This window comes from Mesorhizobium sp. M0676 (genome assembly GCF_040320535.1).
Classification (GTDB): domain Bacteria; phylum Pseudomonadota; class Alphaproteobacteria; order Rhizobiales; family Rhizobiaceae; genus Mesorhizobium.
Map to the genome: position 1 here is coordinate 1 of NZ_JAMYPU010000002.1, position 14868 is coordinate 14868.

Genomic DNA, 14868 nt, shown 5'->3' on the forward strand with positions numbered 1-14868 from the left:
CCCTTTGAATACATCTGCAAAATCTGGACAAAAGAGCCCGAACGATTCAGGCTCGATCCAACCCATCAAACCTTGGGACTAAACATTTAGCTGTCCGACAGCTTGACGATTTCCCATTCCTTGCCGTTGACGCTTGCGACGTCGCCGACTTTCTTGCCGAACAGCGCCACGGCCATTGGCGAGACGTGTGAGATGCTGCCCTTTGAGGGGTCGGCCTCGTCCTCGCCGAGGATCTTCCAGTGCACTTTCTTGCCGTCATCGCTTTCCAGCGTGACACCCATGCCGAAGCGCACCTGATCGCTGCCCGGTTCCGGCACGGAAAGCTCGGCGCTTTCGCGGCGCGCTGTCCAGTAGCGCAGGTCGCGCGAGACAACGGCAATGCGCTCGCGATCGGCTTTTCGCTCGGCTTTCGCCAAGATGTCGCGCAGATCGGCCAGATTGTCCTCGATCATCGCCAGGCCGCGCTCCGTCACCAGATTGCGGTGTTGGCTGATCGGCCGCTCGCCGATGCCGGCAATGGCGTTTTCGCTGTCTTCCTCGCGGGTAAAAGCTCTGCTCATCGGATAAACTTAGGCCCGCTTCCGTGACAGCACAAGCCACTTGCCGGACCAGGTCATTGACCGGGCTGCGGCGGAGCGGAGCCTATGCGGCTGGCCCAATTCCTGCGAAGAACCGTTTCATCGCAGGGATCTGTGCCGATGTTGAACAGACGAACGCTTCTCAAGGGGACTGTCGGCTTTGCGGTGCTCGGCGTTTCGTTGGACAACGCCTTGGCGATGACGGCAGCGCTTGGCTCTATCAATGCCGCCGAGCTTGGCGTGGAGCCGGACGCACCGGACGACCAGAGCAAGGCCTTCGCCAGGATGCTAGCCGAGGCCAGCGACCGCAACGCGCCGGTGTTCCTGCCGCCGGGCTCTTATGTCGTGTCCAACCTGACCCTGCCCGCCCGCGTCAGGCTTTCGGGCGTGCCGGGCGCCTCGCGCATCCTCTATGGCGGCAGTGGCCATTTGCTGACGGCCGAACAGGCCGAGCATATAGAGTTCACCGCATTGGTCTTCGACGGCGCCAACGGCGGGTTGGCCGACGATGCGCAAGGCCTGCTCGACCTGCGCCGCGTCGCCCATCTCGTCATCGACAATTGCACGATCACCGGCAGCGGCAAGCATGGGCTGGCGCTGGAGTATGCGTCGGGCCGCGTCGAGCGCTCCGAGATTTCGGGGGCTGCGGACGCCGGCATCTACTCCGTCGAGGCCGCTGGCCTGGCGATATCCGATAATGCCGTATCCGACTGCGGCAATGGCGGCATTCTTGTCCATCGCTGGCAGCAGGCCGAGGACGGCACGATCGTCAGCGGCAACCGCGTGCAGCGGATCGGCGCCCGCAGCGGCGGCACCGGGCAGAACGGCAATGGCATCAACGCATTCCGTGCCGGCAATGTCTCGGTCAGCGGCAACATCGTCTCGGACTGCGCCTTCTCGGCAATCCGCGCCAACAGTTCCAGCAATCTGCAGATGACCGGCAACACCTGCTCGCGGTCGGGCGAAACGGCGCTCTATTCCGAATTCTCCTTCGAAGGCGCCATCATCGGCAACAACATCGTCGATGGTGCCGCTAACGGCATCTCGATCGTCAATTTCAACGAGGGCGGCCGTATGGGTGTCTGCTCGAACAACATCGTGCGCAACCTCTCGACCGCCGGCCCTTACCCCGCCGACGCGCCGGGCTTCGGCGTCGGTATCAGCGTCGAGGCCGACACCACCGTCTCGGGCAATGTCATCGAGAACGCGCCGCTCTACGGCATGCAGATCGGCTGGGGCGCCTATATGCGCAATGTTGTGGCGACGGGAAACATCATCCGCAAGGCGGGAACCGGCATCGCCGTCACTGTGGTCGAAGGCGCTGGGAACGCCATCATCTCCGACAACGTCATCGACGGCGCCAGGAACGGCGCCATCATCGGCCAGCGCTGGGCCGAACCGGCGACCGGCGACCTCGCGCGGTCAAGCGTAAGCGGCAATGCGCATCTGACGGTCGAGCGAAACAGGGTCAGCTGAGCGTCGTCGTCGGCCGCAGCGAGCCGACCTTGGCGCCGATGCGGCTTTCGATCGGCGGATTGGCCCGCTCCAGAAGGTTCGCCTCCAGTGCGCCGTCGGCGCTGAGAAGTTTTGCCAGCACAGCGGCAATCATCACCTCGGCGGCGCGGCCGGCGCCGTCATCACATTTTAGCGCGATGCCGAGGCCAAGCTCCGGAACGGCGGCGCAATAGACACCCTCGGCGCCCGTCTTGACGAATATGCGGCCGGGCGCGGCCTGCATCAGCGCCACATCCACTTTGCCGGTGCCGGCGACCAGGAAAGGCTCGGCCATACAGGCAGACAGCAGGCGTTTGGCCGCCTTGGCGCGCTCAGGGCCAAGGCTCCTGCCCGTCGCCATGCGGGCAAAGCCCAGCGCAAAGCTTTTCAGCGGCACGGCATAGGTGGGGATCGAGCAGCCATCGGTTGCCCGGTGATCCGCATCGTGGGCAGCGCCGGTCACCGCCTGCATGGCGTCGCGCACCATCTCCTGCAAACCATGGCCTGCCTTGACGTAGCCTTGGTGGGCAATCCCTGAGTGCACGCAGGTGCAGAGAAATCCGGAATGCTTGCCCGAGCAATTGTTGTGAAGTGCGTTCGGCGAGACGCCTGTGCGGGCCAGTGCGATCGTCGCGTCGTGGTTCGACGGCCAATGCGCGCCGCATTCCAGCGCCGACTTGTCGAGGTCGGCCTTGGCCAGCATCGCCTGCGCCAGTTCGACATGCGCGGGTTCGCCTGAATGTGAAGCGCAGGCCAGCGCCAGTTCGCGGTCGCCGAAGCCATAGGCATCGGCGGCACCCGTTTCGACCAGCGGCAGCGCCTGGATCGCCTTGACCGCCGAGCGCGGAAACACCGGCCGCGCCGTATCGCCGATCTCCAGGACAGGCTTGCCGTCACCGTCAAACATTGCGACAGCGCCGCGATGGGCGCTCTCGACGATCGCGCCGCGCAAGACTTCGACCAGAACCGGATTTGTCATCACCACCCCGAAAAATACGGGCCGCTTCTACCTGATCCGGTCGAGGATGGAAACGTAGTTGGCGACGGCAGCGCCACCCATGTTGAAGATGCCGCCAAGCTTTGCGTCCGGCACCTGGATGCCGCCTGCTTCGCCGGTCAACTGCATGGCGGTCAGCACATGCATCGACACACCGGTGGCGCCGATCGGATGGCCCTTGGCCTTCAGCCCGCCCGAAGGATTGACCGGCAGCCTGCCGTCTTTTGCAGTCTTGCCGTCTAGCGCCAGCCTGCCGCCCTCGCCCGGCTTGGCTAGGCCCATCGCCTCATATTCGATCAGCTCGGCAATGGTGAAGCAGTCATGCGTCTCGACGAAGGAGAGGTCGTCGAGCGTCACGCCGGCCTTCTTCAAAGCCTGGTTCCAGGCCTGCTCGCAGCCTTCGAAAGACAGGATGTCGCGCTTCGACATCGGCAGGAAATCCTGGACATGCTCGTTGGCGCGGAAGGCGACGGCGCGGCGCATCTTCAGCGCCGTCGAGGTGTCGGTGAGCACAAGAGCGGCGGCGCCATCGGAAACCAGGGAGCAATCGGTGCGCTTCAGCGGACCGGCGACGAAGGGGTTCTTCTCGCTTTCCTGGCGGCAGAATTCGTAACCGAAATCCTTGCGCATCTGCGCGTACGGATTGTCGACGCCGTTCTTGTGGTTCTTGGCGGCGATCATCGCCAGCGCGTCCGACTGGTCGCCATAACGCTGGAAATAGGCCTGCGCGATCTTGCCGAAGACGCCAGCGAAACCGGCCGGCGTGTCGCCCTCCTCCGGCAGATAGGAAGCCTTGAGCAGGTTCTTGCCGATCTCGGGGCCGGGGGTCGTCGTCATCTGCTCGGCACCGACCACCAGCACGATGCGGGCGGCATTGGCGTCGATGGCGCGGATGCCTTGGCGGACCGCTGCCGAACCCGTGGCGCAGGCGTTCTCGACCCGCGTCGCCGGCTTGAAGCGCAGCCGGTCATCGGCCTGCAGCACCAGGCTGGCGGTAAAATCCTGAGGGGAGAAGCCGGCGTTGAAATGGCCGAGCACGATCTCGTCGACCTCGTCCGGGCCAATGCCGGCATGGTCGAGCGCGTCGACCGCGACCTTTGTGATCAGGCCCTCGAGCGTCTCGGCTTCAAGCTTGCCGAAGCGCGAATGCGCCCAGCCGACGATGCATGCGGTCATGGCAACCTCCGTTCGCCGCAAGCCTAACATGTCATAGCGCGGCATCAGCCTCTAATATTGTTCAACAGTGAACCGTTTTCCAGTCCAACGGATGGGCCAGAGCGACACGATCGGTTGATCCGAGCGCGAGTTTTTTATTGATTGATCCGTCAATAAAAAATAATCTCGGTTTTGATCTGGATCTCCCCAATGCCGAAAGTCGGAATGGAACCGTTGCGCCGCAAGGCGCTCATCGACGCGACGATCTCGGCGATCGGCGAGCGCGGCTCGCTTGATGTGACCATGTCGGAGATCGCCGGACGGGCGGGCGTGTCGTCGGCCCTTGCCCACCACTATTTCGGCGCCAAGGACGAACTGCTGCTGGCGACGATGCGGCACATACTGGCCGAACTGACCATCGACATGCGGCGCGCCCTGCAATCCGCCGGCTCGCCGCGCGAACGCGTCTCGGCGGTGGTCGCCGTCAACTTCTCCGACATCCAGTTCCGGCCGGAAACCATCGCGGCCTGGCTCGCCTTTTATGTCGAGGCACAGAAATCATCGGCCCTGCGCCGGCTGCTCAGGGTCTATGCGCGGCGGCTGCACTCGAACCTGATGAGCGGACTGACCGGCATACTGCCGCGCAACGAGGCCGACCGCGCGGCGGAAGCGGTCGCGGCGATGATCGACGGGCTGTACATCAGGCGCGCGCTGAAGGACGGCGTGCCGGATGCTCAAACCGCGATCGCGCTGGTCGAAGATTATCTCGAAATCAAACTCGGCGGGCGACAGACACAGTGACAGCCTCAGAGATATCAAGGCGACCCAACATCCTGATCGTCATGGTCGATCAGCTCAACGGCACGCTGTTTGCGGACGGGCCGGCGGACTTCCTGCATGTGCCGCATCTCAAGGCGCTGGCCGCACGCTCGGCGCGCTTCGGCAACAACTACACGGCCTCGCCGCTTTGCGCGCCGGGCCGCGCCGCTTTCATGAGCGGGCAATTGCCGTCGCGCACCCAGGTCTATGACAACGCCGCCGAATTCGCTTCCTCGATCCCGACCTATGCGCATCATCTGCGCAGCGCCGGCTACTACACCTGCCTGTCGGGCAAGATGCATTTCGTCGGGCCGGACCAGTTGCACGGTTTCGAGGAGCGGCTGACCACCGACATCTATCCCGCCGATTTCGGCTGGACGCCGGATTACCGCAAGCCCGGCGAGCGCATCGACTGGTGGTATCACAATCTGGGCTCGGTCACCGGCGCCGGCGTTGCCGAGATCACCAACCAGATGGAGTATGACGACGAGGTCGCCTTCCACGCGGTGCAAAAACTCTACGATCTTGCCCGCACCTCCGAGGACGAGGCCAGCCGGCCCTGGTGCCTGACGGTTTCCTTCACCCACCCGCACGACCCCTATGTCGCACGGCGGCAATATTGGGAATTCTATAAAGACTGTCCGGCGCTTGAGCCGGAGGTGGGATTAATCCCCTATGCCCATCAGGACCCGCATTCGCAACGGCTTTACCGGGCCAGCGACTACGACAGTTTCAACATCACGCCGGAGCAGATCCGCCGCTCGCGGCGCGGCTACTACGCCAACATCTCCTATCTCGACGACAAGGTCGGCGAGTTGATGTCAGTGCTGGAGCGAACGCGCATGCTGGACGACACCATCATCCTGTTCTGCTCCGACCATGGCGACATGCTTGGCGAGCGCGGCCTGTGGTTCAAGATGAATTTTTTCGAGGGCTCGGCGCGAGTACCTTTGATGATCGCCGGCAAAGGCATTCCTGCAGGGCTGATCGAGGCGCCGGTCTCCAACCTCGACGTGACGCCGACGCTGTGCGATCTCGCCGGCATCGACATCTCCGCGATCGCACCGTGGACCGATGGCCAGTCGCTGCTGCCGTTGCTTGATGGCGGACAGCGCACCGCGCCGGTGCTGATGGAATATGCCGCCGAGGGCTCCAACGCGCCGTTGGTGGCGATCCGCGACGGCCGCTACAAATTCATCCATTGCGAGATCGACCCGCCGCTTCTGTTCGACCTCGAAGCCGATCCGCAAGAACGCACCAATCGTGCCACCGATCCGGCGCATGCCGATCTGGTGGCGGCCTTCACGGGAGCCGTGCGAGCGCGCTGGGACATGACGGCATTCGATGCCGCGGTGCGCGTCAGCCAGGCGCGGCGCTGGGTGGTCTATCCCGCGCTGCGCAACGGCACGCATTACCCCTGGGAATTCCAGCCACTGCAGAAGGCGTCGGAACGCTACATGCGCAACCACATGAACCTCGACAATCTCGAGGAACAGAAACGCTTTCCGCGAGGCGAATGATGACAATTGTCCCCTCCCTCGAGCACCTCAGACAGGCCTATGCCGTGACGTCGAAGGCGACGCAGATCACGCCTTTGCTCGAATCGACAGCCTTGGCCAAGGAGACGGGTGCGGCCCGCGTCTTTATCAAGCCGGAATCGCTGCAATGGGCGGGATCGTTCAAGGTGCGCGGGGCCTATTGGCGGTTGAAGCGGCTGTCGCCGGATGAGGCCAGAAAAGGCGTCGTCGCCTACTCCTCCGGCAATTTCGCGCAAGGGTTGGCGGCTGCCGGCCAGGCGCTCGGCATTCCCGTCACCATCGTCATGCCGATCGACGCGCCGGCCGCCAAGCGCGATGCGACCGCAGGCTATGGCGCGCGCGTCGTGCTGACCGATCATGGCGAGCGCGCCCGTGAAGAGGTCGCAGCCGCCAAGGCCTGCGAGATTGCCGAGACCGAAGGGCTGGCGTTGCTGCATCCATTCGACGATCCGGAGATCGTTGCCGGCCAGGCCGGCGCCGGGCTCGAAGCGCTCGAACAATTCGAGGCAAAGGACGCCAGTGCCGACCTTCTGTACTGCTCGGTCGGCGGTGGTGGGCTGATCGGCGGCGTCTCGCTCGCCTTCCACTATCTGTCGCCGGCAACCGAGATCATCGGCGTCGAACCGGAAGGCTTCAACGGCATGGGTTCATCGCTAGCGCATGGCGCCGTCGAGACCATGCCGATCGCGCCGAAGTCGATCTGCGACGGGCTGATGTCGCGGCGGCCGGGCGACGCGCCGTTTGCGGCGGTCAAGACCGCCGGCGTGCGCGGCATCACCGTCGATGATGCCTCCGTGCGGCGGGCAATGAAGATCGCCTTCGAACGGATGAAGCTGGTGCTCGAGCCATCGGGCGCCGCCTCTCTGGCGGCGCTCCTCGGCGGCAAGGTGGATGTGACGGGTAAAACGGTCCTGGTCATGGCTACCGGCGGCAATGTCTCGCTCGCCGATTTTATTTCGCATATGAACGATGGGCGCATGTGAACCATGCTTGAAGCAGACTTCGTCATCATCGGCTCCGGCTCGGCCGGCTCGGCCATGGCCTACCGACTGTCGGAAGACGGCAAGCATTCGGTGATCGTCATCGAGTTCGGCGGTACCGATATCGGGCCGCTGATCCAGATGCCGTCGGCGCTGTCGATCCCGCTCAACATGAGCCTTTACGACTGGGGCTTTGCCAGCGAACCGGAGCCGCATCTCGGCGGCCGCGTGCTGGCGACGCCACGCGGCAAGGTGATCGGCGGCTCGTCCTCGATCAACGGCATGGTCTATGTCAGGGGCCACGCACGCGACTTCGACCACTGGGCCGAACAGGGGGCGGCCGGCTGGGGCTTCGCCGACGTGCTGCCCTATTTCAAGCGCATGGAGGACAGTGACGGCGGCGAGGACGGCTGGCGCGGCCACGGCGGCCCGCTGCACGTCCAGCGTGGCCCGCGCAAGAATCCGCTCTACGGCGCCTTTGTCGAGGCCGGCCGCCAAGCCGGGTTCGAACTGACCGACGACTACAATGGCTCGAAGCAGGAAGGCTTCGGACCAATGGAGCAAACCATTCGCGGCGGCCGCCGCTGGTCGGCGGCGTCAGCCTATCTGAGGCCGGCGCTCAAGCGGCAAAATGTCAGCGTGATCAGAGGCTTCGCCCGCCGGGTGATCATCGAGAATCATCGTGCCGTCGGAGTCGAGATCGAAGCTCACAAACAGATTCAGGTCGTTAAGGCACGACGTGAGGTGATCGTCGCCGCATCGTCGATCAATTCGCCCAAGATCCTGATGCTATCCGGTATCGGCCCGGCCGCGCATCTCACGGAGAACGGCATCCAAGTCGTGGCCGACCGGCCCGGTGTCGGCCGTAATCTGCAGGATCATATGGAGCTCTACATCCAGCAGGAATCGACCCAGCCGATCACGCTGAATTCGGTTCTCAACCCATTCTCCAAGACGCTGATCGGGGCGCAGTGGCTGTTCTTCAAGACCGGCCTCGGCGCCACCAATCATTTCGAGGCCGCGGCCTTCGTACGCTCGCAGGCCGGTGTCGACTACCCCGATATCCAGTACCACTTCATCCCGGCGGCGGTGCGCTATGACGGCAAGGCGGCGGCGAAGGCGCATGGCTTCCAGGCGCATGTCGGGCCGATGCGGTCGAAGTCGCGCGGTTCGGTGACGCTGCGCTCGCCCGACCCGAAAGCGACGCCGGTCATCCGCTTCAACTACATGTCGCATCCAGACGACTGGACCGAGTTCCGCCACTGCATCCGGCTGACCCGCGAGATCTTCGGCCAGAAGGCTTTTGACGGCTTTCGCGGCAAGGAAATCTCGCCGGGTTCGCACGTCCAGTCGGACGAGGATCTCGACGCCTTCATCCGCGATCATGCCGAGAGTGCCTACCACCCGTGCGGCACGTGCAAGATGGGCCGCGCCGACGACATCATGAGCGTGGTCGATCCGGAGTGCCGGGTCATCGGCGTCGACGGCCTGCGCGTCGCCGACTCCTCGATCTTCCCGCGGGTGACCAACGGCAACCTCAACGCGCCGTCGATCATGACCGGCGAGAAGGCCTCCGACCACATTCTCGGCCGCACGCCACTGGCGCCGTCCAACCAGGAACCCTGGATCAATCCGCGCTGGCAGGTGGCGGATCGATAGGGCATTGTCCGGCGGACTGCTCCGCAGTAGCGAATACATCTGGAGAACAGCATGCGCGCCCAGCCAACGGCATCGCACTATGTCAACGGCCGCTACATCGAGGACGAAGGCGGCGCGCCGCTGCCGGTGATCTATCCGGCGACCGGTGAGGTCATCGCCACCTTGCATTCGGCGACTCCGAACGTGCTGGAGATCGCCATCGAAGCCGCGCGGGCCGCACAACCGGCCTGGGCGCGGATGAAGCCGGTCGAGCGTGGCCGCATCCTGCGCCGCGCCGCCGACATTTTGCGCGCGCGCAACGCCGATCTGGCGCGGATCGAGACGCTCGACACCGGCAAAGCGATCCAGGAGACGCTGGTGGCGGATGCACTATCGGCCGCCGACTGCCTCGAATATTTCGGCGGCGCGGTTGCCGCCTTCAACGGCGATGCGATCGATCTTGGTGGACCTTTTGCCTATACGCGCCGCGAGGCGCTCGGTGTGTGCGTCGGCATCGGCGCCTGGAACTATCCGATCCAGATCGCCGGCTGGAAATCCGCCCCCGCGCTCGCCATGGGCAACGCCATGGTATTCAAGCCTTCGGAAAACACGCCGCTGTCGGCGCTGGCGCTGGCCGAGATCTACTCAGAGGCGGGCCTGCCCGACGGGCTGTTCAACGTCGTGCAAGGCTATGGCGATGTCGGCGCCGGCCTCGTCGGCCACGATGTCGTTGCCAAGGTTTCGGTGACCGGCTCGGTGCCGACCGGCCGCAAGGTGCTGTCGCTCGCCGGTTCGAAGATGAAGCATGCGACGATGGAACTCGGCGGCAAGTCGCCGCTGATCGTGTTCGACGATGCCGATCTCGAAAACGCCATCGGCGGCGCCATGCTCGGCAATTTCTATTCGACCGGGCAGATCTGCTCCAACGGCACGCGTGTTTTCGTACAAAGCGGCATCCATGACCGCTTCGTCGACCGGCTGGTCGAGCGGACGAAAAAGATCCGCATCGGCGATCCGCTCGATCCTGAGACGCAGATGGGGCCGCTGGTCAACAAGGCGCAGCAGGAGAAGGTCGTTTCCTACATCGCGGCCGGCAGGCAGGATGGAGCAACGCTCGCCTGCGGTGGCAACGTGCCGTCGCTGCAAGGGTTCGATGGCGGCTTCTTTGTCGAGCCGACGGTGTTCACCGGCGTCACCGATACGATGCGCATTGCGCGCGAGGAGATTTTCGGGCCGGTGATGAGCGTGCTGAAGTTCGACGGCGAGGACGAGGTGATCGACCGCGCCAACGACACCGAATTCGGCCTCGCCGCCGGCGTCTTCACCCGCGACCTGCAGCGCGCCCATAGGGTGATCGCCGAACTGCAGGCCGGCACCTGCTGGATAAACGCCTACAATCTGACGCCGGTGGAAATTCCGTTTGGCGGGGTGAAGCAATCCGGCATTGGGCGCGAGAACTCGCTGGCGGCTTTAGCGCTCTATTCGCAGCTGAAGGCGGTGTATGTCGAGACCGGGGATGTAGCGAGCCCGTATTGAGGGGTTGGCGCGAGGCACCCCCCTCTGCCCTGCACGGCAGAGGGGGGTGCCTCGCACCGGCCTCTCAACAACCTCACCCCTTCTGCGCTGTCCCATCAAGATACTGCGTCAGCGCGCAGACCAGATGATAGAAGATGCTGGCCGGCACGTCCGATGCCAAGGAGCGGCCGCGTTCGTCGATGCGGTCGATCCACAGGCCGAGCGGCGCCGGGTCGATGTGCCAGCGGAATAGCCGGCCGACGCGCGCCTCGATTTCGGGCTTGAGGTCGGGACCGCCCGAGCCATCCAGCGCAATCGCCGCCTTGATCGCTTCCGCCTGCGGCCAGCTGCGCGATACGAGGTCGAGCGGCAGGCCCTGCCGGGAGACCGCACCGTAGGCAAGGCCGGTGGCGCGGTTGAGGCCGTTGGCGATGGCCGAGGCGTAGAGCTTGCGGGCAAAATTGCTCAACTCGCCCTGGCCGCTGCGGGCGACGAAATCGGTGAGCAGCGAGGCCCATTCGAAATGATGGCCGGGCTCGGTCCATGTGCCCTTCTCGCCGGCGGCCGGCTTCCACCCGGCGTCGAAATATTCGCCCAGCGTCCAGCTCTCGGCATCGAAGAAATGACTGCGGAAAAGGTCGATGATGCGCGCGGCGCGGCGCAGATAGGTGCGGTCGCCGGTCGCCTCATACCAGGCGAGGAAGGCCTCGAGCAGATGCATATGCGGGTTGGAGCGCCGCTCGCCCTCCCCGTCCGACGTCTCGAGGAAACCGGTCATGCGGCTGTCCTCGAGATGCGCGTCGAGGAACACGAAGGTCTCCTGGCCCAGCCGCAGCGCATCCGGATTGCCGCACATATGCGCATGCGCCAGCGCCAGCAGCACGCAGGAATGGTCGTAGGCATCCTCGGTTGGGTCGGCGACGGAGCCGTCGACATTGAGCGTGCGCACCCAGCCGCCCCGGTCCGTGCGGCCCTTGCCGGCCATGAAGGCGATGCCATGGGAGATCAGGCGATCGGCTGGACCGTCCCAGCCGCGGGCCTTGGCAACGGCGAAGGCGTAGACTTGCCTCGCCGTCGTGCGCATGCGCTTGGGCTTCAACAGCGCCTCGCCGTGGAAGCCGAGCGCCTCGTGGAAGCCGCCATGACGCTCATCGACGCCTGAAGTCGACCACAGCGGCAAGGTCTCCTCGAACAGCCAGTGATGCACGCGCCGACGCCAGGCGCCGCTCTCGATGACGCGGTCGTGTGCCGGCGTAAACCTGGTTTCCAGCCGTCCCGATTTCTCCAGCTGCTCGACGATCTTCTTGACGTGCTGGCTGTGACTGACCGGGGCAACGAAGGTGGCGTCCGCGGTCGAGACGATGGCGACATCCTTCATGCCGATCGCCGACAAAAGCCGGCCGTCGCTGCGGATGTAGGAGTTCTCGCAATCGATGGCGACGACATCGCCGACGACGACATTGCCCTTGGCGTCGGCAGGGCCGACATCAAGCAGCGACTGCCAGGAGCCGAGGTCGTTCCAGCGGAAGCCGGCCGGCACCATCGCGATGTCCTTGGCCCGTTCCATGATGGCGTAGTCGATCGAGTTCGACGGGATGGCGGCGTAGAGGTCGAGCGGCATATAGAGACCGGACATGTCGCTCGTTGCGGCCTTGTAGGCGGTTTCGGTGGCCTGCCAGATGTCGGGTTGGAAGGTGGCGAAGGCGTCGCGCATGGCGCCGGCGCGAAACAGGAAAATGCCGGTGTTCCAGTAGAAGGTGCCCGCACTGAGATAGCTCTGCGCGGTGGCGAGGTCGGGCTTTTCGACGAAGCGCGACACGTCGAAGACGCCGCCGCTTTCGGCTGCGACTTCGATATACCCATAGCCGGTCTCGGGCTGCGCCGGCTTGATGCCGAACACCACCAGACGGCCGGCAAGCGCTGCCTGGCTGCCCGCCTCGACGCTCTGCCAGAACTGATTGGGCGTGGCGATTTCATGGTCTGACGGCACCACCAGCACCAGGCTGTCGCCGAACTCCGACAATGTGCGCAGCGCGGCCAGCGCCACGGCGGCAGCCGTGTTGCGCCCGGTCGGCTCGAACAGCGGGCCACCGCCGGCGAGGTCGAGGCCGGCAAGGTCGGCATGCACGCGCTCGGCATGGCGCTCGGCGGCGATCAGGAAGATCGGCGTTTCGCCCTCCGGCCGCGCCGTCAGCCGGCGCAGTGTCTTGGCCAGCATCGAGCCGTCGCCGGAAAGATCGTGGAACTGTTTCGGGTTGTCCTCGCGCGACAGCGGCCACAGCCGCGAGCCGACACCGCCGCTCATGACAAAACTGACGATGCGCTCGCTCATGAAAGGTCCAATCAGAACGTCTGGTTGTAAGCGCCGACTTCGGGGCTGCGGCGCAGCACGGCGTCGACGGCCTCGAACATCTGCCGGCGGCGGTCGGACGATGTCGGGCTTTCGACAACCACGACAAGCTCCGGCTTGTTCGATGACGCCCGCACCAGCCCCCAGGTGCCGTCCTCAGCCACGACGCGCACGCCGTTGACGGTGATCAGGTCAGCGATCTTCTGGCCGGCAAAAGTCTTGCCGGCGCGCTGCATCGCCTGGAAGTCCGCCACCACCCGATCGACCACGCCGTATTTCACATCGTCGGCGCAATGCGGGGACATGGTCGGCGTGCCGAAGGTCAGCGGCAGCGCGCGATAGAGATCGGCCATCGAATTTCTGGGGTTCCGGTCGAGCATCTCACAAATGGCTATTGCCGTGATGAGACCGTCATCATAGCCGCGGCCGATCGGCGGGTTGAAGAAGAAATGGCCCGACTTCTCGAATCCGGCGACGGCGCCAAGCTCGGCGACCCGGCGCTTGATATAGGAATGGCCGGTCTTCCAGTAATCTGTCTTCGCGCCGTTGCCACGCAAAACGCTGTCGGTGTTGAACAGGCCGGTCGATTTGACATCGACGACGAAGGTCGAGCCGGGATGCTGGCTGGAGATATCGCGCGCGAGCATGACGCCGACCTTGTCGGCGAAGATCTCGTTGCCCTCATTGTCGACCACGCCGCAACGGTCGCCGTCGCCGTCGAAGCCCAGCCCGACATCGGCGCCGGTCTCCAGCACCTTGTCGCGGATGGCATGCAGCATCTGCATGTCTTCCGGGTTCGGGTTATAGCGCGGAAAACTGTGGTCGAGCTCGACATCGAGCGGGATCACCTCGCAGCCGATGCGCTCCAGCGCCTGCGGCGCGAAGGCGCCGGCGGTGCCGTTGCCGCAAGCCGCCACAACCCTGATCTTGCGCGCGATGCGCTTGTCCTGAGTCAGGTCGTCGAGATAGGTCTCGCGAAAACCGGCGACGAAATCGTAGCAGCCGCCGCCGGCGAGATCGAAGTCGCTCGACAGCACGATCTGTTTCAGTGCGCTCATCTCCTCTGGTCCGAAGGTCAGCGGCCTCGCCGCACTCATCTTGACTCCGGTCCAGCCATTCTCGTTGTGCGATGCCGTGACCATGGCGACGGATGCCGCGTCGAGCGCGAACTGGGCGAAATAGGCCATGGGCGACAGCGCCAGGCCAATGTCTTTCACCTTTGCGCCCGCAGCCATCAGGCCGGAAACCAGCGCCAGCTTGATGGCAAGCGAATAGGAACGGAAATCATGCCCGGTGACGATGTCGGGACCCGCGCCAAGACGGCGGATCAAGGTGCCAAGCCCCATGCCGAGCGCCTGGACGCCGATCAGGTTGAGCTCCGGCGGCTGCGCAAAGCCGGCGTGACCGAACCACCAGCGCGCATCGTACTCGCGAAATCCCGACGCCTTGATCAGCGCTTCCGTTTCGAATTCGAAGCTGTTGGGCCGGGCGTCGCCTACGATTTTCAGGGGCAAGGCAGCAGAGCTCCAGATGGCGAAAGCACAATTTATCGAGGCTGCGACTTAGCACATAAGGCTTTAAGCCGGGTTTATCCCGGGAGGGAAAGCCAAGCTTTGCGGCAATGCCCAACGAAAGCCAACGAAATGCGACAGAAGCGCTGCCATTGCCGCTTGCAGGAACGGTATGTGGCAGCTATAAGCCCGCGGTCTGGTCACGGAGTGTAGCGCAGCCTGGTAGCGCACCTCGTTCGGGACGAGGGGGTCGCAGGTTCAAATCCTGCCACTCCGACCAGAAAAAACAGACA

The 14868-nt window shown here is 64.4% G+C and carries 11 protein-coding genes and 1 tRNA gene; 7 read left to right on the forward strand and 5 right to left on the reverse strand.

The genetic code is table 11. The annotated features are described in order from the left end of the window. Positions 1–86: 86 nt before the first annotated feature. Complete coding sequence (greA, locus tag NKI35_RS02080) at positions 87–560, reverse strand: transcription elongation factor GreA (protein WP_352652856.1); 474 nt, start codon at positions 558–560, stop codon at positions 87–89. 138 nt (positions 561–698) lie between these two features. Here greA and NKI35_RS02085 point away from each other — a divergent pair, with 138 nt between their 5' ends. After that, a complete protein-coding gene (locus tag NKI35_RS02085; RefSeq protein ID WP_352738301.1) occupies positions 699–2054 on the forward strand; it encodes a TIGR03808 family TAT-translocated repetitive protein in 1356 nt (451 codons plus the stop codon). On the opposite strand, the gene NKI35_RS02090 is transcribed toward NKI35_RS02085, so the two are convergent. Together NKI35_RS02090 and NKI35_RS02095 are read right to left on the reverse strand one after the other, a co-directional pair. After that, the gene (locus NKI35_RS02090; RefSeq protein ID WP_352738303.1) at positions 2047–3051 is read right to left on the reverse strand and encodes an asparaginase; all 1005 of its coding nucleotides are present in this window, start codon (positions 3049–3051) and stop codon (positions 2047–2049) included. The genes NKI35_RS02085 and NKI35_RS02090 overlap by 8 nt on opposite strands. Positions 3052–3078: 27 nt before the next feature. Next, entirely contained in the window at positions 3079–4245 is a 1167-nt protein-coding gene (locus tag NKI35_RS02095) for an acetyl-CoA acetyltransferase (protein WP_352738305.1), read from the reverse strand. A 189-nt stretch (positions 4246–4434) separates the two neighbouring features. Between NKI35_RS02095 and betI the strand changes: the two genes are divergently transcribed. Genes betI through betB form a run of 5 tightly spaced genes read left to right on the forward strand, consistent with a single transcriptional unit; the run spans position 4435 to position 10735 of the window. Then, a complete protein-coding gene (gene betI / locus NKI35_RS02100) occupies positions 4435–5025 on the forward strand; it encodes a choline-binding transcriptional repressor BetI (protein ID WP_023742680.1) in 591 nt (196 codons plus the stop codon). Between the two features lie 11 nt (positions 5026–5036). After that, a complete protein-coding gene (gene betC, locus NKI35_RS02105; RefSeq protein WP_352738672.1) occupies positions 5037–6563 on the forward strand; it encodes a choline-sulfatase in 1527 nt (508 codons plus the stop codon). Beyond that, positions 6560–7564, forward strand: a complete 1005-nt coding sequence (locus NKI35_RS02110) for a threonine/serine dehydratase family protein (RefSeq protein ID WP_352738307.1) — start codon at positions 6560–6562, stop codon at positions 7562–7564. Before betC ends, NKI35_RS02110 begins: the two co-directional genes overlap by 4 nt. A 3-nt stretch (positions 7565–7567) precedes the next feature. After that, on the forward strand, positions 7568–9220 hold the full coding sequence (gene betA / locus NKI35_RS02115; RefSeq protein WP_352738309.1) for a choline dehydrogenase: 1653 nt from the start codon (positions 7568–7570) through the stop codon (positions 9218–9220). 51 nt (positions 9221–9271) lie between these two features. Next, positions 9272–10735: a betaine-aldehyde dehydrogenase gene (gene betB, locus NKI35_RS02120; RefSeq protein ID WP_352738311.1), complete on the forward strand. Its 1464-nt coding sequence runs from the start codon at positions 9272–9274 to the stop codon at positions 10733–10735. 73 nt (positions 10736–10808) lie between these two features. Here betB and NKI35_RS02125 read toward each other — a convergent pair whose 3' ends face one another. Beyond that, positions 10809–13046 carry a mannose-1-phosphate guanylyltransferase/mannose-6-phosphate isomerase gene (locus NKI35_RS02125; protein WP_352738313.1) on the reverse strand — a complete coding sequence of 746 codons (2238 nt, stop codon included), beginning with the start codon at positions 13044–13046 and terminating at the stop codon, positions 10809–10811. Between the two features lie 11 nt (positions 13047–13057). After that, complete coding sequence (locus NKI35_RS02130; protein ID WP_352738315.1) at positions 13058–14578, reverse strand: phosphomannomutase/phosphoglucomutase; 1521 nt, start codon at positions 14576–14578, stop codon at positions 13058–13060. A 200-nt stretch (positions 14579–14778) separates the two neighbouring features. Between NKI35_RS02130 and NKI35_RS02135 the strand changes: the two genes are divergently transcribed. After that, positions 14779–14855 (forward strand) — tRNA-Pro (locus tag NKI35_RS02135). Positions 14856–14868 lie beyond the last annotated feature (13 nt).